Origin of the sequence: Streptomyces tremellae (assembly GCF_039540215.1) — a bacterium.
GTDB lineage: Bacteria > Actinomycetota > Actinomycetes > Streptomycetales > Streptomycetaceae > Streptomyces > Streptomyces tremellae.
Genome location: NZ_BAABEP010000017.1, coordinates 96845 through 120657, shown reverse-complemented (window position 1 = coordinate 120657; position 23813 = coordinate 96845). Strand labels below are relative to the sequence as shown.

General features: G+C 73.3%; 21 protein-coding genes, 1 tRNA gene and 1 pseudogene. 18 read left to right on the top strand and 5 right to left on the bottom strand.

Going from position 1 to position 23813, the window contains the following annotated elements:
- Window positions 1–933 (bottom strand): annotated as a pseudogene (locus ABEA77_RS15055) (SCO7613 C-terminal domain-containing membrane protein); the annotation flags it as partial.
- A 156-nt stretch (window positions 934–1089) separates the two neighbouring features.
- Here ABEA77_RS15055 and ABEA77_RS15050 point away from each other — a divergent pair.
- Window positions 1090–1161: transfer RNA gene (locus tag ABEA77_RS15050), tRNA-Val, on the top strand.
- Between the two features lie 120 nt (window positions 1162–1281).
- On the opposite strand, the gene ABEA77_RS15045 is transcribed toward ABEA77_RS15050, so the two are convergent.
- Complete coding sequence (locus ABEA77_RS15045) at window positions 1282–2007, bottom strand: 3'-5' exonuclease family protein (protein ID WP_345646680.1); 726 nt, start codon at window positions 2005–2007, stop codon at window positions 1282–1284.
- A gap of 188 nt (window positions 2008–2195) precedes the next feature.
- Here ABEA77_RS15045 and thrS point away from each other — a divergent pair, with 188 nt between their 5' ends.
- On the top strand, window positions 2196–4178 hold the full coding sequence (gene thrS / locus ABEA77_RS15040) for a threonine--tRNA ligase (protein WP_345646677.1): 1983 nt from the start codon (window positions 2196–2198) through the stop codon (window positions 4176–4178).
- A 120-nt stretch (window positions 4179–4298) separates the two neighbouring features.
- Window positions 4299–4856 carry an HIT family protein gene (locus ABEA77_RS15035; protein ID WP_345646674.1) on the top strand — a complete coding sequence of 186 codons (558 nt, stop codon included), beginning with the start codon at window positions 4299–4301 and terminating at the stop codon, window positions 4854–4856.
- 81 nt (window positions 4857–4937) lie between these two features.
- Here ABEA77_RS15035 and ABEA77_RS15030 read toward each other — a convergent pair whose 3' ends face one another.
- The gene (locus tag ABEA77_RS15030; RefSeq protein WP_345646709.1) at window positions 4938–6563 is read right to left on the bottom strand and encodes a hypothetical protein; all 1626 of its coding nucleotides are present in this window, start codon (window positions 6561–6563) and stop codon (window positions 4938–4940) included.
- Window positions 6564–6738: 175 nt separating this feature from the next.
- Entirely contained in the window at window positions 6739–8976 is a 2238-nt protein-coding gene (locus ABEA77_RS15025) for an elongation factor G-like protein EF-G2 (RefSeq protein WP_345646671.1), read from the bottom strand.
- A 204-nt stretch (window positions 8977–9180) separates the two neighbouring features.
- Here ABEA77_RS15025 and pgsA point away from each other — a divergent pair, with 204 nt between their 5' ends.
- From pgsA to ABEA77_RS15005, 4 genes are all read left to right on the top strand, one after another.
- Window positions 9181–9930: a phosphatidylinositol phosphate synthase gene (pgsA, locus tag ABEA77_RS15020; protein ID WP_425588277.1), complete on the top strand. Its 750-nt coding sequence runs from the start codon at window positions 9181–9183 to the stop codon at window positions 9928–9930.
- Window positions 9927–10862 carry a phosphatidylinositol mannoside acyltransferase gene (locus tag ABEA77_RS15015; RefSeq protein ID WP_345646669.1) on the top strand — a complete coding sequence of 312 codons (936 nt, stop codon included), beginning with the start codon at window positions 9927–9929 and terminating at the stop codon, window positions 10860–10862. Before pgsA ends, ABEA77_RS15015 begins: the two co-directional genes overlap by 4 nt.
- The gene (locus ABEA77_RS15010) at window positions 10859–12007 is read left to right on the top strand and encodes a glycosyltransferase family 4 protein (protein WP_345646666.1); all 1149 of its coding nucleotides are present in this window, start codon (window positions 10859–10861) and stop codon (window positions 12005–12007) included. Before ABEA77_RS15015 ends, ABEA77_RS15010 begins: the two co-directional genes overlap by 4 nt.
- Before the next feature lie 63 nt (window positions 12008–12070).
- On the top strand, window positions 12071–12622 hold the full coding sequence (locus ABEA77_RS15005; RefSeq protein WP_345646663.1) for a LemA family protein: 552 nt from the start codon (window positions 12071–12073) through the stop codon (window positions 12620–12622).
- A 29-nt stretch (window positions 12623–12651) separates the two neighbouring features.
- Here ABEA77_RS15005 and ABEA77_RS15000 read toward each other — a convergent pair whose 3' ends face one another.
- Window positions 12652–13050: a VOC family protein gene (locus tag ABEA77_RS15000; RefSeq protein ID WP_345646660.1), complete on the bottom strand. Its 399-nt coding sequence runs from the start codon at window positions 13048–13050 to the stop codon at window positions 12652–12654.
- 113 nt (window positions 13051–13163) lie between these two features.
- On the opposite strand from ABEA77_RS15000, the gene ABEA77_RS14995 reads away from it, so the two are divergent.
- The 11 genes from ABEA77_RS14995 to ABEA77_RS14945 all read left to right on the top strand — a co-directional run bounded on the left by ABEA77_RS14995 (window position 13164) and on the right by ABEA77_RS14945 (window position 23692).
- Window positions 13164–14183, top strand: a complete 1020-nt coding sequence (locus tag ABEA77_RS14995; protein ID WP_345646657.1) for a helix-turn-helix transcriptional regulator — start codon at window positions 13164–13166, stop codon at window positions 14181–14183.
- Window positions 14184–14537: 354 nt separating this feature from the next.
- Window positions 14538–15455, top strand: coding sequence for a pyridoxal 5'-phosphate synthase lyase subunit PdxS (pdxS, locus tag ABEA77_RS14990; RefSeq protein ID WP_345646655.1), 918 nt, complete (start codon window positions 14538–14540; stop codon window positions 15453–15455).
- Window positions 15445–16041 (top strand): pyridoxal 5'-phosphate synthase glutaminase subunit PdxT, encoded by a 597-nt coding sequence (pdxT, locus tag ABEA77_RS14985; RefSeq protein ID WP_345646652.1) that lies wholly within the window; start codon window positions 15445–15447, stop codon window positions 16039–16041. The genes pdxS and pdxT overlap by 11 nt, the downstream gene beginning before the upstream one ends.
- A 62-nt stretch (window positions 16042–16103) precedes the next feature.
- Window positions 16104–16856, top strand: coding sequence for a YebC/PmpR family DNA-binding transcriptional regulator (locus ABEA77_RS14980; protein ID WP_345646650.1), 753 nt, complete (start codon window positions 16104–16106; stop codon window positions 16854–16856).
- A gap of 143 nt (window positions 16857–16999) precedes the next feature.
- Window positions 17000–17569: a crossover junction endodeoxyribonuclease RuvC gene (ruvC, locus tag ABEA77_RS14975; protein ID WP_345646648.1), complete on the top strand. Its 570-nt coding sequence runs from the start codon at window positions 17000–17002 to the stop codon at window positions 17567–17569.
- A complete protein-coding gene (gene ruvA / locus ABEA77_RS14970; RefSeq protein WP_345646645.1) occupies window positions 17566–18195 on the top strand; it encodes a Holliday junction branch migration protein RuvA in 630 nt (209 codons plus the stop codon). Before ruvC ends, ruvA begins: the two co-directional genes overlap by 4 nt.
- Window positions 18196–18253: 58 nt before the next feature.
- Window positions 18254–19345, top strand: a complete 1092-nt coding sequence (ruvB, locus tag ABEA77_RS14965) for a Holliday junction branch migration DNA helicase RuvB (protein ID WP_345646642.1) — start codon at window positions 18254–18256, stop codon at window positions 19343–19345.
- Window positions 19346–19513: 168 nt separating this feature from the next.
- A complete protein-coding gene (gene yajC / locus ABEA77_RS14960; protein ID WP_345646639.1) occupies window positions 19514–20089 on the top strand; it encodes a preprotein translocase subunit YajC in 576 nt (191 codons plus the stop codon).
- Window positions 20090–20242: 153 nt separating this feature from the next.
- Window positions 20243–22051, top strand: coding sequence for a protein translocase subunit SecD (gene secD / locus ABEA77_RS14955; protein ID WP_345646636.1), 1809 nt, complete (start codon window positions 20243–20245; stop codon window positions 22049–22051).
- 1 nt (window position 22052) lies between these two features.
- Entirely contained in the window at window positions 22053–23150 is a 1098-nt protein-coding gene (gene secF, locus ABEA77_RS14950; protein WP_345646633.1) for a protein translocase subunit SecF, read from the top strand.
- Entirely contained in the window at window positions 23147–23692 is a 546-nt protein-coding gene (locus tag ABEA77_RS14945) for an adenine phosphoribosyltransferase (RefSeq protein ID WP_345646630.1), read from the top strand. Before secF ends, ABEA77_RS14945 begins: the two co-directional genes overlap by 4 nt.
- The last annotated feature ends 121 nt before the right edge of the window (window positions 23693–23813 follow it).

The window sequence follows — 23813 nt, the reverse complement described above, 5'->3', positions numbered from 1 at the left end:
CGCGCCCGGCACCGCGTGGCGCGCCGCGTCGCCCACCGCGGCGACCGCGGCGAACGTCGCGAGAACCGCGGCGGGCGCCGTGAGGAACCGTGCGCGCGCCGCCGCACAGCACGCCGCGGCCGCGCCCGCGAGCAGCAGCCGGCCGGGCGGGGGCGCCCCGGCCGCGGTGCGGGCGGCCAGCGAGAACCAGCCGCCCGCGAGCATGCCCAGGCCGCCGGTCGCGGCCGCCGCGACGGCCCCCGGGACCCGGACCTGGGGACGGGCCGCGGTGAGCGCCACCGCCGCGTCCGCCACCCCGGTCGCCAGCAGCGTCCAGGCGAGCACGAGCGGCGGCGCGCCGGCCGCCACCGCCCAGCACACCCCGGCGAACTGCCCGGCGAACACGGCCGCGGGCAGCGGCACGAGGAGTGCGGGCAGCGCGAGCCCGTACCCCGTCCACAGCGCGGCCAGGGCGAGCGCGACGCCACCCGCGAAACCGAAGCCGTCCGACCCCGTCAGGGACGCGGCCCCGGCCGCGTCGAGCACGGTGAGCAGCAGACCGAGGACCGACACCGTCTGCGCCGTCGCGGCAAGGCCCCTGCGGCCGAGCACCGCGGGGGCCGCGAGCGCCGCGACCGTCACCAGCGTCAGCACGGCCGTCCTGCCGCCGTCGCCCAGCGCGCCCCAACTGACCGCGGTGAACACGACCGCGGCGGTCGCGAGGAGCGTCCCGCCGAGCGCGAGGAGGGTGTTCTGCGCGCCGCGCGGCGCCACCTCACGCGGGCGCTGCGGCGCCGCGGGCCAGGCCGGGGGAGTGGGTGCGGGCGGCGCCGCGGCGAGCAGCGACAGCAGGTGGGCGCGGTGCCCGAGCAGCACGTGCCTGCGCCCTTCGAGCCGGCGCAGTTCCTCGTCGACGGCGGCCAGCCGGGCGCGCACGGAGGGGACGTTCGTCATGTCCGCGAGTGTCCGCGCGCCGTGCCGCACGGCCATCGGCGCGCCTACTCAGGGGGTGGTCGCGCGTACTCAGCGCGGCGCCTGAGTACGGGCGGGGGCGGCCCCGGCGCGGTTTGGTGGGAACCCCAGGGGACCTGTATGGTTCAGTCCGTTGCCGGGCGATTAGCTCAGTGGGAGAGCGCTTCGTTCACACCGAAGAGGTCACTGGTTCGAACCCAGTATCGCCCACCGGAAACAGGCCGGTCCGCCCCGACGGACCGGCCTTTCGCGTGCCCGCAGGGCCCGCTCGCCCCGCCGGCGACCGGTCCCGAGCGTCCGCGGGACGAGCGGGCCCCTCCCCCGGGGGATTCAGGCCGCCGTCGCGGGGAGGTCGGGCGGCAGCGGCCAGCCCGCCGCGGCCCTGGCCCGCGCCTGCTCGCCGCCGCGCACCAGCCAGCCGAGCGCGCCCCGCGCCTGCGCCGCGTGCCACGCGCCCTGGAGGCGGTGCAGCTCCACGGCGGTCAGCCGGCCGAGCCTCGCCGCGAACCTGCGCCCCACCGCCCGGGTCACCTCAAGGGCGGCGAGCGCGTGCGCCGCCGGGTCGCGGGGGTCGGCCGCGCCCACCCCGTAGCGCGCGCACAATTCGGCGAGGCCCCGCCCGCGCCCGGCTGCGCGCCGGTCGAGATGGCGGTCGAGGAGGAACGGGTCGAGCACGCACAGCGGCGCCGGCTCCGCGTACCGGGCGAGCCGGGTGGCCCGGTGCCGCCACAGCTCGCGGTCGAGGACCGTCATCCCGTACGCCGCGTGCGCCACCACCAGCGGCACCCCCGCGGCCCACGCGGTGCCGAGCGCCCCGGCTATCTCCCCCACGACGGGGGCGGGCCAGCGGCCGTTGCGGTGCAGGTAGTCGTCGGTCAGCCCGTGCGCGCACGGCACCGGAACCCCCGGGTCCACCAGCCACCGCCTGACCCGGGGCGCCCGCCGCGGCGCCTCCTGGGACACCAGCGCAGCCGAGACGATCCTGTCGCCCTCCGGGTCCCGCCCCGTGGTCGCGGCCCCGAACGCGGCCAGCGGCCCCTCGTACCACAGCGTCATGCACGAACTCCTCAGCCCTGTACGGCAGATGACTGCCCAACGCAGCACGGACCGGTAGGTACCCGGACAGGTGGTGAGGTAAGCGGTCTTTGCGGTCGCTATACCCTTTCGCGAACGACCGCCGAGGCTCGGTACGATTCACGGGCGCAGCGCCCGCTGCGGCAGCCCGTGCAGTGAGGGAGAGACCGGTGTCAGACGTCCGTGTGATCATCCAACGCGATTCCGAGCGGGAAGAGCGCGTGGTGACGACGGGCACTACGGCCGCCGACCTCTTCACCGGGGAGCGCGGCATCGTCGCCGCCCGGGTGGACGGGCAGCTCAAGGACCTCGCGTACGCCCCCGGCGAGGGCGAGGTCGTGGAGCCGGTCGAGATCTCCTCGCCCGACGGCCTGAACATCCTGCGCCACTCCACCGCCCACGTCATGGCGCAGGCCGTGCAGGAGATCTTCCCCGAGGCCAGGCTCGGCATCGGCCCGCCCATCAAGGACGGCTTCTACTACGACTTCGACGTCGAGCGCCCCTTCACCCCGGAGGACCTCAAGGCCGTCGAGAAGAAGATGCAGGAGATCCAGAAGCGCGGCCAGCGCTTCTCCCGCCGCGTCACCACCGACGAGGACGCCCGGGTGGAACTCGCGGGCGAGCCCTACAAGATCGAGCTCATCGGGCTCAAGGGCAGGGCGGCCGACGCGGCCGAGGGCGCGGACGCCGAGGTCGGCTCGGGCGAGCTGACCATCTACGACAACCTCGACGCGAAGACCGGCGAGCTGTGCTGGAAGGACCTGTGCCGGGGGCCCCACCTGCCCACCACCCGGTACATCCCCGCCTTCAAGCTGATGCGCTCGGCCGCCGCGTACTGGCGGGGCAGCGAGAAGAACCCGCAGCTCCAGCGGATCTACGGCACCGCCTGGCCGACGAAGGACGAACTCAAGGCGCACCTGGAGTTCCTCGCGGAGGCCGAGCGCCGCGACCACCGCAAGCTCGGCGCCGAGCTGGACCTGTTCTCCTTCCCCGACGAGCTCGGCCCCGGCCTCGCCGTCTTCCACCCCAAGGGCGGGGTCATCCGCAAGGAGATGGAGAACTACTCCCGCAGGCGGCACGAGGCCGAGGGGTACGAGTTCGTCAACACCCCCCACATCTCGAAGGAGCACCTCTTCGAGACCTCGGGCCACCTGCCGCACTACGCGGAGGGCATGTTCCCGCCCATCGAGTTCGACGGGCAGAACTACCGCCTCAAGGCGATGAACTGCCCCATGCACAACCTGATCTTCAAGTCGCGAGGCCGCTCCTACCGCGAACTGCCGCTGCGGCTGTTCGAGTTCGGCACGGTCTACCGCTACGAGAAGTCCGGGGTGGTCCACGGCCTGACCCGCTCCCGCGGGTTCACCCAGGACGACTCGCACATCTACTGCACCAAGGAGCAGATGCCGCAGGAGCTCGACACGCTCCTGACCTTCGTCCTCGGCCTGCTGCGTGACTACGGGCTCGACGACTTCGAGCTCGAACTCTCCACCCGCGACCCGGAGTCGGACAAGTTCATCGGCTCCGACGAGGACTGGGACGAGGCCACGGAGGCGCTGCGCCAGGCCGCGGAGAAGCAGGGCCTGCCGCTCGTGCCCGACCCGGGCGGCGCCGCCTACTACGGACCGAAGATCTCCGTGCAGGCGAAGGACGCCATCGGCAGGTCCTGGCAGATGTCGACCCTCCAGGTCGACTTCAACCAGCCCAAGCGCTTCGGCCTCGAATACACCGCGGCCGACGGCTCCAAGCAGCAGCCCGTGATGCTGCACCGCGCGCTGTTCGGCTCCATCGAGCGGTTCTTCGGCGTCCTGCTTGAGCACTACGCGGGCGCCTTCCCCGCCTGGCTCGCGCCCGTGCAGGCCGTCGGCATCCCGGTCGGCGACACCCACGTGCCGTACCTGGAGGAGTTCGCGGCCGAGGCCCGGGGCCGGGGACTGCGCATGGAGGTGGACTCCTCGTCCGACCGTATGCAGAAGAAGATCAGGAACCACCAGAAGGCCAAGACCCCGTACATGGTCATCGTCGGCGACGACGACATGCGCGCGGGTACGGTCTCCTTCCGCTACCGCGACGGCTCGCAGGAGAACGGCATCCCGCGCGGCGACGCCCTGGACAAGATCGCCCGCGCGGTCGCCGACCGCGTCCAGGTCTGACCCTGCCCGGCCGCCGCGGCCCCGGGAGCCGCCCGTACCGCTCCGGGGGCCGCGGCGCGTCCCCGCCCTCCCGGCCGCAGGACCGGGCACCGGCGACACGCCACGCGCCCGCCACGTCTTATGCTGCAGAGCATGACGACTGAGCCGGAGCAGCAGATCGGAGTGGGGAGCCCGGACGCGTTCCAGCGCCTGTGGACGCCTCACCGGATGGCGTACATCCAGGGCGAGAACAAGCCCACCGGATCGGGGGCCGAGGACGGCTGTCCCTTCTGCTCCATCCCGTCCAAGTCGGACGAGGACGGCCTGGTCGTCGCGCGCGGCGAGCGCGTGTACGCGGTGCTCAACCTCTACCCGTACAACGGCGGCCACCTCATGGTGGTGCCGTTCCGGCACGTCGCGGACTACACCGAGCTCGACGACGCGGAGACCGCCGAGCTCGGCCTGTTCACCAAGCGCGCCATGGCCGCGCTGCGCGCCGCTTCCGGCGCGCACGGCTTCAACATCGGGATGAACCAGGGCGCGGTCGCGGGCGCGGGGATCGCCGCCCACCTGCACCAGCACGTGGTGCCCCGGTGGGGTGGCGACACCAACTTCATGCCGGTCGTCGGCCACACCAAGGTGCTGCCGCAGCTCCTCGCCGACACCCGCGCCATGCTGGCCGCCGCCTGGCCCGCCTGAGCCCCGGCCCCGAGGGCCGCGCGCGGGGCGGGCCGGCACCGGAAGACCCCCGGCCCCGAGGGCCGCGCGCGCCCCGCGGCCCTACGCGTTGTACGTGTCGGCCTTCGACGGCGTCGGGTCCTGTACGGCGCCGCTCAGCGCGCCCGCGCGGGCGCCGAACTGCGTGGTCTCCACGCCGTGCTCGTCCAGTACGCGCAGCGCCGCGGTGTGGGCGGCCCGCAGCACCGGGGTGGCGGTGCGCAGCGCGTCGTCCGCCATGAAGCGGTGCAGCCACGGCTGCTCCGCCCAGGCGTGCCGCAGGCCGAACGGCTCCGGCAGCACCAGCTTGCCGCCGAGGTGGTCGAGGATCGGCGGGTACCAGACGAGCGGCGCCCGCACCGCGAGCCTGACCACCTCGTCGTTGCTGACGAGCGGCAGGGTGCGGGTTGTGGTCTCCCAGAACTTGACCATCTTCGGCGAACTGACGGTCTTCGGCGACGGCTTGGTGGTGAACAGGCCGTGCACGGGTCCGAGGGCGTACCCCGTGACCTCGATGCGCAGGGTCTCGTGCAGCACGGTCACGTTGATCATCATCGTCAGGATCAGCTGGCCGTCCCAGAGCGTGAACTGCACGCCCAGGTAGTGGCGGTTGCCGCTGCCGAACTGCTGCTCGTTGCAGATGCGCTGTATCTCGTGCGGCTTGACCTGGAAGGCCTCGACGTCCTGGCCCTCGGGCCTGCTCACCGAGCCGGCGCCCTGGCCGACCGGCGAGACGATCCAGTGCTTCACCGACGGCGTCGGGAAGCCGCCCGTGTTGAGCGGGCCGCGCTCCAGCAGCTTGAGCTGGTCGTGGATGGCCTTGATCACGTCCCAGCTGCGGAAGCCGTGTATCTCCTTGCCCGGGTCCTTCGGGACGAGCTGCTCGGCCAGCTGCCAGCTGCCCCACCGGGTGCCCATGCCGAGTATGCCCTTGGGGCCCGCGTAGAAGACGACGTTCGACTGCTGCTCCGCGGTGAGCTTCTGGAGGCCCTGCCGCAGCTCCTCGCGGGCCGACTCGCCCGGGTGCCCCGGCACCGCGTCCGGGACCTTGGCACCGATGCCGCCGCCCGAGAGCAGCGCGTCCCACCGGCCGCGCAGGTCCTTGGCGGTCGACTCGGAGACCCGCTTGGCGAGGTACCAGCCGACGGGCGGCATCAGGATGACACCGCGTATGTACCACCCGACGACGCCGTTGAACGGCAGGAACAGCAGGAAGATCACCGCGAGCACGCCGACCGCCACAAGCAGCAGCGTGCCGATGGCGCCCGCGCTCTTGCGCGCACCCGACGCGAGGCCGCGGCGCAGCGCGAACACCCCGAGCCACAGCAGCAGCCCCGGCAGGAACAGCACGCCGAAGACCACGGTGATCACGGTGAGCCGCTGGTCGCGCTCCTTGCGGATGTGGTTCGCGGCCAGGCAGTGCTCCACCACCGTCTGCGCCTCGATGCCGAAGGACTGGATGAGCGCGGCGCGCCCCCCGCCGAGGGTCCGCGTCTGCACGGCGCGCGCGAACGCCTCGCCCAGGTTGGGGGCGAAGATGTTGGTCCTGCCCTCCTTGGTGCGCGAGCCGCCCTTGATCGTGGACTGGTGCCACTCGTTGTCCGCCTTGAGGATCTCCGTGAGATCGCTGTCGCGGTACGCGGCCGAGGCCAGCGCCTGGGTCGCCGCGGTCTGGCCCGCCGCGCCCATCAGGGGCACCTGTGCCCCAGGGCTGAAGTCGAACCCGTCGCTCACTGCCTGACCGCCCCCACCCGTCGCCGAGGTTCCGCTGTGCCGCCACTTCCCGCCCCGCGGGCCCGCACGCCTGCTGAGCTGGGCACCCCAGCGTATCCGTGGTGCCCCGCTCTTGGCAGTCCTATGTCAACTACGCGTCGATCAAGCTCCGTTCCCGCAGCTTTTCGGCCACCGCCCGCGGCATCGGCTCGTGCCGCGCGTACGTACGGCTGAAGCGGCCCGTGCCGTGCGCGAGCGACCTGAGGTCGACGGCGTACCTGCCGATCTCCAGCTCGGGCACCTCGGCACGCACCACCGTGAGCCCGGAACCCGCGGGCTCGGTCCCCACGACACGGCCGCGGCGGCCCGACAGGTCGCTCATCACCGGGCCGACGTGCTCGTCGGGCACCAGCACGGCCACCTCGGCGACCGGTTCGAGCAGGTGGATCGGCGCGGCGGCGGCCGCCTCGCGCAGTGCGAGCGCGCCCGCAGTCTGGAACGCGGCGTCCGACGAGTCCACCGAGTGCGCCCTGCCGTCGCGCAGCGTCACCCGCACGTCCACCAGCGGATGCCCGGCGGCGACCCCGCGCTCCGCCTGCGCCCGTACGCCCTTCTCGACGGAGGGGACGAACTGCCGCGGCACCGCGCCCCCCACCACCTCGTCGACGAACTCGACACCCGAGCCGGGCGGCAGCGGCTCCACCGTAATCTCGCAGATCGCGAACTGCCCGTGCCCGCCGGACTGCTTCACATGCCGCCCGCGGCCTGACGCCGGCGCGCCGAACGTCTCCCGCAGCGCCACCCTGTGCGGCACGGCGTCGACCCGTACGCCGTAGCGGGCGCGTAGCCTCTCAAGGGCCACCTCCCGGTGCGCCTCGCCGAGGCACCACAGCACCAACTGGTGCGTGTCCTGGTTCTGTTCGAGGCGCAGCGTGGGATCCTCCGCGACCAGCCCGGCGAGCGCCTGCGACAGCTTGTCCTCGTCCGCCTTGCCGTGCGCCTCCACGGCGAGCGGCAGCAGCGGCTCCGGCATCGGCCACGCCTCCACCAGCAGCGGGTCCTCGGGCGCCGACAGGGTGTCTCCGGTCTCCGCGTGCGCGAGCTTCGCCACGCACGCGAGGTCGCCCGCGCGGCACTCCGGCAGGACGCGCTGCTGCTTGCCGAACGGCGAGGACAGCGCGCCGACCCGCTCGTCCGCGTCGTGCGCCACCGGCTCGCCGTCCGTGCCGGGACCCGCCGGGGCGTGCCCGTCCGCCGGGCGGCGGCCCGACACGTGCACCGTCGCGTCGGGGCGCAGCGTGCCGGAGAAGACCCGCACGAGCGACATCCGGCCCACGTACGGGTCGGAGGCCGTCTTCACCACCTCCGCGAGCAGCGGCCCCGCCGGGTCGCAGCCGATCCTCTCGCGCGCCGCGCCCCGCACCGTGGTGACCCGGGGCGCGGCGCGTTCCAGCGGTGAGGGAAAGCCGCCCGTCACCAGGTCGAGCAGCTCCACCGTGCCGAGGCCCTGGGAGCCGCCCGGCGCCGCGGGCGCCGCGGCGAGCACCGGATGGAACACCCCGCGGGCCACCGCCTTCTCCAGGTCCGCGGTGAGCGTCCCGACGTCCAGCTCCTCGCCCGCCAGATAGCGGTCCATCAAGGTCTCGTCCTCGCTCTCCGCGATGATCCCCTCGATGAGCCGGTTGCGGGCCGCCTCGGCCGCCGGCAGCTCGTCGTCAAACGGCGGCCCCGCCCTGCGCTCGCCCGACGCGTAGTCGAAGACCCGGCGCGACAGCAGCCCCACGAGGCCCGTCGCCCGGGCGTGCCCGTCAGGGCCCTCGGGCCCGAGGACCGGCAGGTGGAGCGGTACGACGGCGTCCGGGTCGTCCCCGCCGAACAGCCGCCCGCACACCCGTGTCATCGCCTCGAACCCGGTGCGCGCGGTGTCCAGGTGCGTCACCACGATGGCCCGCGGCATGCCCACTGCCGCGCACTCGTCCCACACGGCCCGCGTCACGTCGGGCACGGCCTCGGCCTCCTGCGCGGCCGAGACGACGAAGAGGGCCGCGTCCGCGGCCCGCAGACCGGCCCTCAGCTCGCCGACGAAGTCGGCGTATCCCGGAGTGTCCAGGAGGTTGACCTTGTACCCGCCCCACTCGACGGGGACCAGCGACAGCTGTACCGAGCGGTGCTGCCGGTGCTCGATCTCGTCGTAGTCGGAGACGGTCCCCCCGTCCTCGACCCTGCCGGGCCGCACCACCGCCCCCGCGGTCTGCGCCAGCGCCTCGACGAGCGTCGTCTTGCCCGAGCCGCTGTGGCCGACCAGGACCACGTTCCGTACGGTGGCGGGCCGGTCGGCTGTCGTCGCCCCTCCGGCGGCCCCGATGTGTGTCTTCGCCCTGTCGCCCATGGTGTCCTGCCTCCCGGATGTGATCGCGCGGTGAGGGGTTGTGGAGGGCGCGGACAAGGGAGAGCCGCCCAGGCAGCTCCGGCGGTGCCCACGGTGTCCTTCGAGCTTCGCACCCGGGCCAGGTCACGTCCATACGCAGGCCGCCCCGCACGTCCGGGGCGCGCGCCGGGGACCCGGCACTGGCGGGCGGCGGTCGTGGCTACGATGGGCCAGCCGACGGCCACCGGGGCCGTCCGGCGCACCGACCCCGGGAAAGCCATGCTGAACAAGTACGCGCGTGCGTTCTTCACGCGTGTCCTCACGCCGTTCGCCGCGCTCCTGCTCCGCCGGGGGGTGAGCCCGGACACGGTCACGCTGATCGGCACGGCGGGGGTGGTGGCGGGCGCGCTGGTGTTCTATCCCCGGGGTGAGTTCTTCTGGGGCACCATCTGCATCACGGTCTTCGTCTTCTCCGACCTGGTCGACGGGAACATGGCCAGGCAGGCCCAGATCTCCAGCCGCTGGGGCGCCTTCCTCGACTCCACGCTCGACCGGGTCGCCGACGGCGCGATCTTCGGCGGCTTCGCGCTCTGGTACGCGGGCACCGGCGACAACGACATGATGTGCGCCGTGGCCATCTTCTGCCTCGCCAGCGGCCAGGTCGTCTCGTACACCAAGGCGCGCGGCGAGTCGATCGGCCTTCCCGTCGCCGTCAACGGCCTGGTGGAGCGCGCGGAGCGGCTGGTGATCACGCTGGTGCTCGGCGGCCTCGCGGGCTTCCACCGCACCTTCGGCGTCCCCGGCATCCAGATCCTGCTGCCGATCGCGCTGTGGATCGTCGCCGCGGGTTCGCTGGTGACCCTCTGTCAGCGGGTCGTCACCGTACGGCGGGAGGCCGCAGAGGAGGACGCGGCGCGCGCCGCGGAGGCGGCGACCGCGCCCGCAGGCGGCTCCTCCGCGGGCGGCGCGTCGTGAGCGGCGCGCGGGACCGCGCGACCGACGCCCTCTACGGACTCGGCTGGGCCACGGTCAAGACCCTGCCGGAGCCCGTCGCCCGCTCGCTCGGCAGGGCCGTCGCCGACACGGCGTGGAAGCGCCGCGGCCACGGCGTGCTGCGACTGGAGCGCAACCTCGCCCGGGTGGTGCCCGACGCGGGCCCCGAGCGCCTCGCCGAACTGTCGAAGGCCGGCATGCGCTCGTACCTGCGGTACTGGATGGAGTCCTTCCGGCTGCCCACCTACTCGAAGGAGCGGGTGGTGGACGGCTTCACGCCGAAGGGCCTGCACCACCTCGACGAGGCGTTCGCCGCCGGGCGCGGCGTCGTCATGGCGCTGCCCCACCTGGCCAACTGGGACCTCGCGGGAGCCTGGGTGGCCCAGGCACTCGGCCGGAACTTCACCACCGTCGCGGAACGGCTCAAGCCCGAGACGCTCTACGACCGGTTCGTCGCCTACCGCGAGAGCCTCGGCATGGAGGTCCTGCCGCACTCCGGCGGCTCCGCCTTCGGCACGCTCGCCAGGCGGCTGCGGTCCGGGGGCATGGTGTGCCTGGTCGCCGACCGTGACCTGTCCGCCTCGGGCGTCGGGGTCGACTTCTTCGGTGAACGCGCCACCATGCCGGCGGGCCCGGCGATCCTCGCCCAGCACACCGGCGCCGCCCTGCTGCCCGTCACCCTCTGGTACGACGAGACGCCCGTCATGCGCGGCACGGTCCACCCGCCCGTCGAGGTCCCCGAAACGGGCGACAGGACCGAGAAGACGTCCGCCATGACCCAGGCGCTCGCCGACGTCTTCGCCCGGGGCATCGCCGACCACCCGGAGGACTGGCACATGCTGCAGCGGCTCTGGCTCGCGGACCTCGACCCGGACAGGCGCCCCGCGCCGGACGCGGGGGCGTCGGGGACATGAGGATCGGCATCGTCTGCCCGTACTCCTGGGACGTGCCGGGAGGCGTGCAGTTCCACATCAGGGACCTCTCCGAGCACCTGATCGGCCTCGGCCACGAGGTGTCCGTACTGGCGCCGGCCGACGACGGGACGCCGCTGCCGCCGTACGTGGTCTCCGCCGGGCGCGCGGTGCCCGTCCCGTACAACGGGTCCGTGGCCCGGCTCAACTTCGGCTTCCTCTCCGCCGCCCGGGTCCGCAGGTGGCTGCACGAGGGCGGCTTCGACGTGGTGCACATCCACGAGCCCTCCTCGCCCTCGCTCGGGCTGCTCACCTGCTGGGCGGCGCAGGGCCCGATCGTCGCGACGTTCCACACCTCCAACCCGCGCTCGCGCGCGATGATCGCCGCGTACGCGATCCTCCAGGCGGCGCTGGAGAAGATCAGCGCGCGCATCGCCGTCAGCGAGTACGCCCGGCGCACCCTGGTCGAACACCTCGGCGGCGACGCCGTGGTGATCCCCAACGGCGTCGACGTCGGCTTCTTCGCGCGCGCCGAGCCGCACCCCGACTGGCAGGGCCGCGAGGGCGCGCCGACCATCGGCTTCGTCGGCCGCATCGACGAGCCGCGCAAGGGCCTTCCCGTCCTGATGCGGGCACTGCCCGCGATCCTCGACCGGAGCCCGGGGGCCCGGCTGCTGGTCGCGGGGCGCGGCGACCCCAAGGAGGCGGTGGCCCCGCTGCCCCGCGCACTGCGCGACCGCGTCGAGTTCCTCGGCATGGTCAGCGACGAGGACAAGGCGCGCTTCCTCAGCAGCGTCGACCTGTACGTGGCGCCCAACACCGGCGGTGAGAGCTTCGGCATCATCCTCGTCGAGGCGATGTCGGCGGGCGCGCCGGTCCTCGCGAGCGACCTGGAGGCCTTCGCCCAGGTGCTCGGGCAGGGCAGCGCGGGCGTCCTGTTCCCGGGCGGGGACGCGGACGCGCTGGCCGCCACGGCCCTCGAACTCCTCGCCGACGCCCCGCGCCGCGCCGCCCTGCGGGCCCGCGCCTCCGTGCACGTACGGCGCTTCGACTGGTCGACGGTGGGCGCCGACATCCTCGCGGTCTACGAGACGGTCACCGACGGCGCGGCCCAAGTGGCCGCGGTGGAGCGCGGAGCGGGCCGGTAGCGGAGTACCGCGCGCCCGGCTGCGGGCCGGTGCCGGTGCGGCGCGGCCCGGTAGCCTGCTCGCGTGATCGAGACCTTCTCCTGGATCGGCGTCGCCGTCGTCGTGCTCATCGCCTTCGGCCTGTACCTGAGTTGGACCGCGGGGCGGCTCGACCGGCTGCACGCGAGGACGGACGCGACCCGCGCGTCCCTCGACGCGACCCTGCTGCGCAGGGCGTCCGTCGCCCAGGAGGTCGCCACCTCGGGTGTGCTCGACCCGGCCGCGTCGATCGTGCTGTACGAGGCCGCCCACGCGGCCCGGCAGGCCGAGGAGGAGCAGCGCGAGGTCGCCGAGAGCGAGCTCAGCCAGGCCCTGCGCGCCGTGTTCGGGGAGCCCGCGCAGGTCGAGGCCGTACGGGCGGCGCCCGGCGGTGTGGAGGCCGCGGACGAACTCGCCGCCGCGGTACGGCGCGTGCCGATGGCCCGGCGCTTCTACAACGACGCGGTGCGCGCCGCGCGCGCCCTGCGCAGGCACCGCAAGGTGCGCTGGTTCCGGCTCGCGGGCCACGCGCCGCGCCCTCTCGCCTTCGAGATGGACGACGAGCCGCCGCTCGCGCTCGCCGACCGGGCCGCGTAGCGCCGCGGCGGCGGCCCGGCCGGCGGAGGTCAGCGCTCCAGCCGCCGCCTGGCGGCCTCCGTGACGGGCGTGAAGAGATTGACGAGGTTCCCGTCGGGGTCGCGCAGGAGCAGCGACCTGTTGCCCCAGGGCATCGTCGTCGGCTCCTGCACGACCGTGCGGCCGAGGGCCGCGAGCCGCTCGTGCTCCGCGTCGGTGTCGGCCACGCGGAACTCCACGATCACCGACTCGTTGGCGGCGGGCCGTGCGACGCCGTCGCCGTGGAGCGCGAGCGTGCGGTCGCTCGCCACCGCCAGCGTGCAGGACGGCAGGACGAGCTCGGCGAAGTCCGGCGAGTACCAGGTCGCCGTGACGGCGGTGACCTCTTCGTAGAACGCGACGAGCCGGGGCGCGTCGCCGGTGATGACGCGGATCGAGGCGAAGTCCATGAGTGTGCTTCCTTCCAGCGGGCCCCACGGGCGGGGCCGGACGAGCGGACCCGTCGCACGCTAGAACCGATACCGGGCGGAATCCGCCCGGTATCTCCGGCAGACTTCGGCACGTGACCACATCGACCGCCCGGGTGCTCGGCCTGCTGGAGATCCTCCAGGCGGGCGGCGTGCGCACCGTGCCCGAGCTGGCCGGCAGGCTCGGCGTCGACGAGCGCACCGTCCGGCGCTACGCGGGCCACCTGGTGGAACTCGGCGTGCCCGTGGAGTCGCTGCGCGGGCGCCACGGGGGCTACCGGATCGCGCCGGGCCACCGGATGCCCCCGCTGATGCTCACGGAGGAGGAGGCGCTCGCCGTCCTCCTCGGCCTCGCGGCGGACGAGGACGCGCCGCCGTACACCACCGCCGCAGCCTCCGCGGCGGCGAAGCTCCGCAGGGTGCTGCCCAGGCCCCTGAGGAGGCGCCTCGACGTGCTCAGGGAGACCGCCGGCTTCACCGCCCCGCCCCGGCCCGCCGCGCTGCCCGAGGCGGGCGTGCTGCTCGGCCTGGCCGAGGCCGTGAGCGAGCGCAGGCCCGTGTGCTTCGCCTACCGGGACAGGGGCGGCCGCGGCAGCGAGCGCACCGTGCTGCCGTACGGTCTCGTGGCGCACCGCGAGCGCTGGTACGTCGCGGGGGCCGACCGGGCCGCGGGCGGGGTGCGGGTCTTCCGCGCCGACCGGATCACCGGCCTGGCCGTGCAGCCGGGCTCCTTCGCCGCGCCGCCGGGCTTCGACCCGGTGGCCACCGTGCTCGACCGCCTCGCGCGGGCCCCCTGGACCCACGACGTGGCCCTGCGCGTGCAGGGGAGCGTCGAGCGGGTGCGCCGCCACTTCCCGGCGGACCTGGCGGCCCTGGCGGCGGCCGAGGACCCGGAGGGCGGCGGGTCCGGGTGGGTCCGCGTCCGGGTGCGGGCCGAGCGGCTTGAGTGGATCCCCGCCGTTCTCGCCGCGCTCGACTGCCCCTTCACGGTCGAGCGGCCCGCCGCGCTGCGCGACCTCGTGGCAGCGCTCGGCCGCCGCCTCACGGAGGGCGCCGGGGAGCCGGCGGCCGGGTCGGCGGACCCGGACCGGCCCGGCCCCCCGGAGCGGCCCTGAGCCGCCCCGAGCGGCTTGGGCGGCGGTCCGGGCCCCGAGGGTGGTCCGGGCTCTGGGGGCGGTCCGGGCTCTGAGGGTGGTCCGGCCCCCCGAGGGTGGTCCGGGCCCCGGGGGCGGTTCGGGCTCTGAGCGGGCCACCGTGCGGGCCCGTACACGCGCGGGTGGACCGCCGCTTCGTCCTGGCAGGGGCCGGAGGTGGTGCGGGCGCGCGCACGCGGGTGGGCCGCCCGACGTGACGTGGACCGCACCCCGAGGAGTCCACCGGCCCCGCATTGGCTCTTGTCGGCCGCCCTTCACCCGGCGTTTCCTCGCCTGTGCAGGTTCCCGTTCCCACACCACCCCAGCGAGGCCCTTGTGTCCACTGCTCCGCAGGCCGCCCCCCAGACGACGCCCGAGACCGGTACCGCCCGAGTGAAGCGCGGCATGGCCGAGCAGCTCAAGGGCGGCGTGATCATGGACGTCGTCACGCCCGAGCAGGCGAAGATCGCCGAGGACGCGGGCGCCGTCGCCGTCATGGCCCTGGAGCGGGTCCCCGCCGACATCCGCAAGCACGGCGGTGTCGCGCGGATGTCCGACCCCGACATGATCGAGGGCATCATCGAGGCCGTCTCGATCCCGGTCATGGCCAAGTCGAGGATCGGCCACTTCGTGGAGGCGCAGGTCCTCCAGTCCCTCGGTGTCGACTACATCGACGAGTCCGAGGTGCTCACCCCCGCCGACGAGGCCAACCACTCGGACAAGTGGGCGTTCACCACCCCGTTCGTGTGCGGCGCCACCAACCTCGGCGAGGCCCTGCGCCGCATCGCCGAGGGCGCGGCCATGATCCGCTCCAAGGGCGAGGCCGGCACGGGCAACGTCGTGGAGGCCGTCCGCCACCTGCGCCAGATCAAGGGCGAGATCGCCCGCCTGCGCGGCGCGGACAGCAACGAGCTGTACGCCGCGGCGAAGGAGTTGCGCGCGCCGTACGAGATCGTCCGCGAGGTCGCCGAGCTCGGCAAGCTGCCCGTCGTGCTGTTCTCCGCGGGCGGCGTCGCCACCCCCGCGGACGCCGCGCTGATGCGGCAGCTCGGCGCCGAGGGCGTGTTCGTCGGCTCCGGCATCTTCAAGTCGGGCGACCCGGCCAAGCGCGCCGCCGCGATCGTCAAGGCCACCACCTTCTACGACGACCCGAAGATCATCGCCGACGCGTCGCGCAACCTCGGCGAGGCCATGGTCGGCATCAACCTGGACGCGGCCCCCGACGCCGAGCGGTTCGAGAACCGTGGCTGGTAGGGACCTCACGGTGGGCGTCCTCGCCCTCCAGGGCGACGTGCGCGAGCACCTCGCGGCGCTCACCGCGTCCGGCGTCACCGCCGCCGCGGTGCGCCGCCCCGAGGAGCTGGCCGCCGTGGACGGGCTCGTCGTCCCGGGCGGCGAGTCCACCACCATGTCCAAGCTCGCCGTCCTCTTCGGCCTGATGGAGCCGCTGCGCGAGCGGGTCGCGGCCGGGCTGCCGGTCTACGGGACGTGCGCGGGGATGATCCTGCTCGCCGAGAAGATCCTCGACCCCAGGTCCGGCCAGGAGACCGTCGGCGGCATCGACATGATCGTCCGCCGCAACGCCTTCGGCCGGCAGAACGAGTCCTTCGAGGCGGCCGTCGAGGTCGCGGGCGTCGACGGCGGCCCCGTCGAGGGCGTCTTCATCCGGGCGCCCTGGGTGGAGTCGGTGGGCGCGGGCGCCGAGGTCCTCGCCGAGCACGCGGGCCATGTCGTCGCCGTGCGCCAGGGCAACGCGCTCGCCACCTCCTTCCACCCCGAACTCACCGGCGACCACCGCGTACACCGGCTGTTCACGGAGATGGTGCGATCCGTAGCATGAGCGGATCCCGGTAGGATCTCCAGCGAACAGAGCTGCATCGGTTACGTGAAGGAGACAGGCAGATGTCCGGCCACTCTAAATGGGCTACGACGAAGCACAAGAAGGCCGTGATCGATGCCAAGCGCGGCAAACTCTTCGCGAAGCTGATCAAGAACATCGAGGTCGCGGCGCGCACCGGCGGCGCCGACATCGAGGGCAACCCGACGCTGTTCGACGCCGTGCAGAAGGCGAAGAAGCAGTCGGTGCCGAACAAGAACATCGACTCGGCCGTCAAGCGCGGCGCCGGCCTCGAAGCGGGCGGCGCCGACTACGAGACGATCATGTACGAGGGCTACGGCCCGAACGGCGTCGCGGTGCTCGTCGAGTGCCTCACCGACAACCGCAACCGCGCCGCCTCCGACGTGCGCGTCGCGATGACGCGCAACGGCGGCTCCATGGCCGACCCCGGCTCCGTGTCGTACCTGTTCAACCGCAAGGGCGTCGTCGTCGTCCCCAAGGGTGAGCTGGCCGAGGACGACGTGCTCGGCGCGGTGCTCGACGCGGGCGCCGAGGAGGTCAACGACCTCGGCGACTCCTACGAGGTGCTGAGCGAGGCCACCGACCTGGTCGCGGTGCGCACCGCCCTCCAGGAGGCCGGCATCGACTACGACTCGGCCGACGCCAACTTCGTCCCGACCATGCAGGTCGAGCTGGACGAGGAGGGCGCGCGGAAGATCTTCAAGCTGATCGACGCGCTGGAGGACAGCGACGACGTGCAGAACGTCTTCGCGAACTTCGACGTCTCCGACGAGGTCATGGAGAAGGTCGACGCCTGACGGGCTTTCGCAGACACGGCCCAGGGCCGGCACCAGGCATCCGACGGGCCGACGGAGCGTGTCTCCGTCGGTCCGTCGCTTTGTCGGCGGCGGCCACTAGGGTGCCAGGCGGCGGGAACAGTTGACCGAAGGGGGAGTGCGCGGTGCGGGTTCTGGGCGTCGACCCCGGTCTCACCAGGTGCGGCATCGGCGTGGTCGAGGGCGTCGCGGGCCGCCCGCTGACGATGCTCGGCGTCGGCGTCGTCCGCACCCCGCCGGACGGCGACCTCGGCTCGCGGCTGGTCGCCGTCGAGCAGGGCATCGAAGCCTGGCTCGACGAGCACCGGCCGGAGCGCGTCGCCGTCGAGCGGGTGTTCAGCCAGCACAATGTGCGCACGGTGATGGGCACGGCACAGGCAAGCGCCGTCGCCGTGCTCTGCGCATCCCGCCGCGGCATCCCCGTCGCCCTGCACACCCCGAGCGAGGTGAAGGCCGCCGTCACCGGCAGTGGCCGCGCGGACAAGGCGCAGGTCGGCGCCATGGTGACCCGGCTGCTCCGGCTCGCCGCCATGCCGAAGCCCGCCGACGCCGCCGACGCGCTCGCCCTCGCCATCTGCCACATCTGGCGGGCCCCCGCCACCTCCCGCCTCCAGCAGGCCGAGGCCGCGGCGCGCGCCGCACGGCCCGCCCGGCTGCCGGGCGGCGGTACAACCGTCCGGAAGGTCATCCCATGATCGCGTTCGTCAGCGGCAGGGTCGCCGCGCTCGCCCCCACCACGGCCGTGATCGAGGTCGGCGGCGTCGGCATGGCCGTGCAGTGCACGCCCGCCACCCTCGCCGGGCTCCGCATGGACGAGCAGGCCAGGCTCGCCACCTCCCTCGTCGTACGGGAGGACTCGCTCACCCTCTACGGCTTCGCCGACGACGACGAGCGGCAGGTCTTCGAGCTGCTCCAGACCGCGAGCGGCGTCGGGCCGAGGCTCGCCCAGGCCATGCTCGCCGTGCACAGTCCCGACGCCCTGCGCACCGCCGTCGCCACCGGCGACGAGAAGGCGCTCACCGCCGTGCCGGGCATCGGCAAGAAGGGCGCACAGAAGCTCCTGCTCGAACTGAGGGACCGGCTCGGAGCCCCGCTCGGCACCGGCGCGGCGGCCCGCTCGGGCGCCGTGGCGAGCGGGCCCGCGCCCTGGAGCGACCAGTTGCTCTCCGCGCTCGTCGGGCTCGGCTACCAGAGCCGCGAGGCGGAGGAGGCCGTCGTGCAGGTCACCCCGCAGGCCGAGGCGGCCCTCGCGGAGGGCACCGAACCGCCCGTGCCGCAGCTGCTGCGGGCCGCGCTCCAGAGCCTGAACCGCGCGCGCTGAGCCCACCGCGGCACCCGCACGACCCGCACGACCACGAGGCACCACCGAAGGGCACGCAGTGAACTGGGACGCCACCGACGCAGGAGCGGACGCCGACGCAGGAGCCGACGCCGGCGACCGGCTCGTCGGCGCCTCCGCGGACGGCGAGGACCAGGCCGTCGAGGCCGCGCTGCGCCCGAAGTCGCTGTCCGAGTTCGTCGGCCAGGAGCGCGTACGGGAGCAGCTCGACCTCGTCCTCAGGGCCGCGCTCGCCCGCGGCGCGACCTCCGACCACGTCCTGCTCTCCGGCGCCCCGGGCCTCGGCAAGACCACCCTCGCGATGATCGTCGCCGCCGAGATGGGCGCCCCGATCCGCATCACCTCGGGCCCCGCGATCCAGCACGCCGGCGACCTCGCCGCGATCCTCTCCTCGCTCCAGGAGGGCGAGGTGCTGTTCCTCGACGAGATCCACCGGATGTCGAGGCCCGCCGAGGAGATGCTGTACATGGCGATGGAGGACTTCCGGGTCGACGTCATCGTCGGCAAGGGGCCAGGCGCCACGGCCATCCCGCTCGAACTGCCGCCCTTCACCCTGGTCGGCGCCACCACCAGGGCCGGCCTGCTGCCGCCGCCCCTGCGCGACCGCTTCGGCTTCACCGGCCACATGGAGTTCTACGCGAGCGGCGAACTGGAGCGCGTCCTGCACCGCTCCGCGCAGCTCCTCGACGTGGAGATCGACGCGGAGGGCGCGGCCGAGATCGCCGGGCGCTCCCGCGGCACGCCCCGCATCGCCAACCGCCTCCTGCGCCGCGTGCGCGACTACGCGCAGGTCAAGGGCGACGGCTTCGTCAACAGAGAGGTCGCGGCCGCCGCCCTCGGGGTGTACGAGGTGGACGAGCGGGGACTCGACCGCCTCGACCGCGCGGTGCTGCACGCACTGCTCAAGCTGTTCTCCGGCGGACCCGTCGGCCTGTCCACCCTCGCGGTCGCCGTGGGGGAGGAGCGCGAGACGGTCGAGGAGGTCGCCGAGCCCTTCCTGGTACGGGAGGGACTGCTCGCGCGCACGCCGCGCGGCCGGGTCGCCACCCCCGCCGCCTGGGCGCACCTGGGCCTCACGGCCCCGCGGCACGCACCGGGAGCAAGCGGACAAGAGGGCCTGTTCGGGGCCTGAGAACACGGATAGTCGCCCCGGGCGGAACCCGGGTGCCATGCTGGGCGTTGTTCCAACGATGCGGACTCGCCTAGACTCCGCCGATGCCGCCCTTCCGGTCGGCGTCCCCACCCCCGAATACCAGGCCGTCCGTCCAGCACGGCGGTCGTGCGAAGGAAGTTCCCTCCCGTGAGTTACGCGACCCTTCTCCCCTTCATCGTGCTCATCGGGGCCATGTTCCTGATGACGCGGTCCGCCAAGAAGAAGCAGGCGGCCGCGGCGTCGATGCGCAACGAGGTGCAGCCCGGCGTGGGCGTGCGCACGATCGGCGGCATGTTCGCCACCGTCAAGGAGGTCCACGACGAGATGGTCCTCCTCGAGGTGGCGCCCGGCGTCCACGCGGTCTACGCGAAGAACGCGATCGGCGCCGTCCTCGACGACGAGGAGTACAACCGCATCGTCCACGGCGAGGAGCCGTCCGCGGCGGACCTCGGCCTCGACGCGCCCGTCGTGCCCGACGACGCCTCGTCGCTGACCGAGGGCGGTTCGGGGATCGACCTCGGCAAGAAGCCCGGCGCCGACCTGACCAAGAAGGGCTCCGACGACGCCGAGCCCGCCGCCGACGCCCCGGCCGAGCCCGAGGACGCGGCCGCGAAGGACTCCGCAGGGGCGGAGAGCGGCACCGCCGCTCAGCAGGACGAGGCCGCCGAGCAGAAGACCGGCAAGGGCGACGCGAAGACCGACGGCGAGACCGGAACGAAGTAGTCACCTCCGCGACCGCGGGCCGCCGCACCGCGGCTGCCGGCGGTGCGCGGGCCGCAACGAACTTGGCGGGGCAGGTCCCCACACCACTTCGTGGCCGCCCACGCCGGCGCTCACCACCGGACGACAGGCGGTTGGACAGGGAGAATCGAGAAGGTGGCAGCACCCAAGAAGGGGCGGAGGCCTGCGGGGTCGCCGGGCAGGCCGGGCCGCACCCTTGCACTGTTCCTGATCGTCACCGCCGCCCTCGTGGGCGGCATGTTCTGGTCGGGAGACACCGCGCCGCGCCTGGGCATCGACCTCGCGGGCGGCACGACGATCACGTTGAAGGCGCAGAACACGCCGGGCAAGCCCAACGCGATCAACAAGACCAACATGGACACCGCGGTCGACATCATGAACCGCCGTGTCAACGGTCTCGGCGTGTCCGAGGCCGAGGTCCAGACGCAGGGCAACGACAACATCGTCGTGAACATCCCCAAGGGGACCAACGAGGCCCAGGCCCGCTCGCAGGTCGGCCAGACCGCCCAGCTGTACTTCAGGCCCGTGCTGTCCGTCGCGGCCGGCGCGCCCACGCCCCAGCCGTCCGCGAGCGGGTCCTCCAAGGCCACGCCGAGCGGCTCGGCGAGCGCGTCCCCCGGCGGCTCCGCGTCGGCCTCCGCCTCCGCGGGCTCCGGCGGCTCCACCGCCTCCGACCGGTCCTCCGGCTCTCCCTCTGCCGGTTCGAGCACCCAGGGCCGCGCCGTCACCAGCGCCCTCAAGAAGGCGCCCTCCCCCTCCGCCTCCGGCGGGGCGAGCGCCCCCGCGACCCCGCCCGCCACCGGTGACGCCTCGACCCCGCCCGACGCGGCGACCGCGGCGCTCCAGAAGAAGTTCGAGTCCCTGGACTGCAGCAACAAGGCCCAGCGCACCAAGGCCAACCAGGGCGCGGGACCCAAGGACACCATCGTCGCCTGCGGCCAGGACTCCAACAAGCAGTGGGAGAAGTACGTCCTCGGCCCGGCCGCCCTCGAAGGCACCGACGTCAAGAAGTCCCAGGGCGTCTTCGACACCCAGAACGCCCAGTGGATCGTCACGCTGGACTTCACCGGCTCCGGCAGCAAGAAGTTCTCGAAGATCACCAGCCAGCTGTCACAGCAGCAGTCCCCGATGAACCAGTTCGCCATCGTCCTCGACGGCAACGTGGAGTCGGCCCCCTCGGTCAGCCAGACCCTCAGCGGCAGCGCCCAGATCTCCGGCAGCTTCGACCAGCAGTCCGCCAAGGACCTCGGCAACGTCCTGTCGTACGGCGCGCTCCCGCTCTCCTTCCACGAGGAGACCGTCACCACCGTCACCGCCGCGCTCGGCAGCGAGCAGCTCAAGGCGGGCCTGATCGCGGGCGGTGTCGGCTTCGCCCTGGTGCTGATCTACCTCATCGCGTACTACCGGGGGCTCGCCGCGATCGCGGTGCTCAGCCTCGTGGCCTCCGCGATCCTCACGTACACCCTGATGTCGCTCCTCGGCTCCGGTATCGGCTTCGCGCTGAACCTGCCGGCCGTCTGCGGCGCCATCGTCGCGATCGGCATCACCGCCGACTCGTTCATCGTGTACTTCGAACGGATCAGGGACGAGATCAGAGAGGGCCGCAGCCTGCGGCCCGCCGTCGAGCGCGCCTGGCCGCGCGCCCGGCGCACGGTCCTCGTCTCCGACTTCGTCTCCTTCCTCGCCGCCGCCGTGCTCTTCATCGTCACGGTCGGCAAGGTGCAGGGCTTCGCGTTCACGCTCGGCCTGACCACCATCCTCGACGTCGTCGTGGTCTTCCTGTTCACCAAGCCCGTGATGACCCTGCTGGCCCGCCGGAAGTTCTTCGCCAGCGGCAGCCCGTGGTCGGGACTCGACCCCAAGCGGCTCGGAGCCAAGCCGCCCCTGCGCCGCTCCCGCCGGGTCGGTGGCGCTTCCTCGTCCGACCACCCGAAGGAGGCGTGAGATGTCGCGGATCGGTGATTTCACCGCTCGTCTCTACCGCGGCGAGGTCGGCTACGACTTCGTGGGCAAGCGCAAGATCTGGTACAGCATCTCGGTGCTCATCGCGATCACCGCGATCGTCGGGCTCGCCGTGCGCGGCATCAACGAGAGCATCGACTTCAAGGGAGGCGCGGTCTTCACCACCCCGAAGACGAGCGTCTCGGTCGAGGAGGCCGTCAGCGACGCGCAGGACGCGTCCGGCAAGACGGCCGTCGTCCAGAAGCTCGGCAACGGCTCGCTGCGCATCCAGATCGCCGAGATCACGACCAAGCAGTCCGATCCGATCAAGGCGCAGCTCGCCAAGGACCTCAAGGTCGACCAGAACCAGATCACCGCCGACCTGGTCGGCCCGAGCTGGGGCTCCACCATCGCCAACAAGGCGTGGACGGGTCTGGTCATCTTCCTGGTGCTTGTGGTGATCTACCTGGCGATCGCCTTCGAGTGGCGCATGGCCGTCGCCGCGTTCGTCGCACTGCTCCACGACATCGTCATCACCGTCGGCGTGTACGCGCTGGTCGGCTTCCAGGTCTCGCCCGGCACGGTGATCGGCCTGCTGACCATCCTCGGCTACTCGCTGTACGACACGGTCGTGGTCTTCGACAGCCTCAAGGAGCAGTCGAAGGGCATCACCAAGCAGACGAAGTACACGTACTCCGAGGTCGCCAACCAGTCGATCAACTCCACCCTGGTCCGGTCGATCAACACCACCGTCGTGGCGCTGCTCCCGGTCGCGGGCCTGCTGTTCATCGGCGGCGGCTTCCTCGGCGCCGGCGACCTCAACGACATCGCGCTCTCGCTGTTCGTCGGCCTCGCGGCCGGCGCGTACTCCTCGATCTTCATCGCGACCCCGCTGGTCGCTGAGCTCAAGGAGCGCGAGCCCCAGATGAGGGCGCTGCGCAAGCGCGTCCTCGCCAAGCGGGCCAAGGCGGAGCAGGAGGCCGCCGCGGACGGGCCCGGCGCCCAGGGGAGCGGGATCGCCCCGGACGGCCCCACCCCCGCCGTGGCGGGCCCGCGCGACCGCTCCTCCCGAGGCGGCCGCTCCTCGGGGAGGCGCAAGTGACCGCGGAGGAGTTGCGGGAGCTGCTGCTCAGCCGCATCAGGGACGTCGCGGATTACCCGCAGCCCGGGGTCATGTTCAAGGACATCACCCCGCTGCTCGCGGACCCGGACGCGTTCCGGGCGCTCACCGGCGCGCTGGTCGAGGAGTGCCGCAGGTCGGGCGCCACCAAGATCGTCGGACTTGAGGCGCGCGGCTTCATCCTGGCCGCGCCGGTCGCGGTCGCGGCCGGCATCGGCTTCGTACCGGTGCGCAAGGCGGGCAAGCTGCCCGGCGCGACGCTCTCCCAGGGCTACGACCTGGAGTACGGCACCGCCGAGATCGAGGTCCACGCCGAGGACCTCGCCGAGGGCGACCGGGTCGCCGTCATCGACGACGTGCTCGCCACCGGCGGTACCGCAGAGGCGGCCGTCGAGCTGATCAGACGGGCCGGGGCCGAGGTCGCCGGGGTGTCCGTGCTGATGGAACTCGGGTTCCTCGACGGCAGGGCCCGGCTGGAGAAGGTGCTGCGGGGCGCCCCGCTGACCGCCCTGCTCACGGTCTGAGCCGTCCCCCGGACGTGTGACGGCGGGCACTCGGGAACAACCGGGTGCCCGTCCGCCGTTCCGTCCCTTCGAGGGGGAGGCGGGCCGGCCCGCGCCGGGCGATCAGCTGTTCCCGGAGCGA

Excerpts from the sequence above, each read along its gene's own strand:
- ABEA77_RS15045 (WP_345646680.1), bottom strand. The coding sequence starts at position 2,007 with ATGACGCTGTGGTACGAGGGGCCGCTGGCCGCGTTCGGGGCCGCGACC.
- ABEA77_RS15035 (WP_345646674.1), top strand. The coding sequence starts at position 4,299 with ATGCTGCAGAGCATGACGACTGAGCCGGAGCAGCAGATCGGAGTGGGG.
- ABEA77_RS15030 (WP_345646709.1), bottom strand. The coding sequence starts at position 6,563 with ATGGGCGCGGCGGGCCAGACCGCGGCGACCCAGGCGCTGGCCTCGGCC.
- ABEA77_RS15025 (WP_345646671.1), bottom strand. The coding sequence starts at position 8,976 with ATGGGCGACAGGGCGAAGACACACATCGGGGCCGCCGGAGGGGCGACG.
- pgsA (WP_425588277.1), top strand. The coding sequence starts at position 9,181 with ATGGGCCAGCCGACGGCCACCGGGGCCGTCCGGCGCACCGACCCCGGG.
- ABEA77_RS15010 (WP_345646666.1), top strand. The coding sequence starts at position 10,859 with ATGAGGATCGGCATCGTCTGCCCGTACTCCTGGGACGTGCCGGGAGGC.
- ABEA77_RS15000 (WP_345646660.1), bottom strand. The coding sequence starts at position 13,050 with ATGGACTTCGCCTCGATCCGCGTCATCACCGGCGACGCGCCCCGGCTC.
- ABEA77_RS14980 (WP_345646650.1), top strand. The coding sequence starts at position 16,104 with ATGTCCGGCCACTCTAAATGGGCTACGACGAAGCACAAGAAGGCCGTG.
- ruvA (WP_345646645.1), top strand. The coding sequence starts at position 17,566 with ATGATCGCGTTCGTCAGCGGCAGGGTCGCCGCGCTCGCCCCCACCACG.
- secF (WP_345646633.1), top strand. The coding sequence starts at position 22,053 with ATGTCGCGGATCGGTGATTTCACCGCTCGTCTCTACCGCGGCGAGGTC.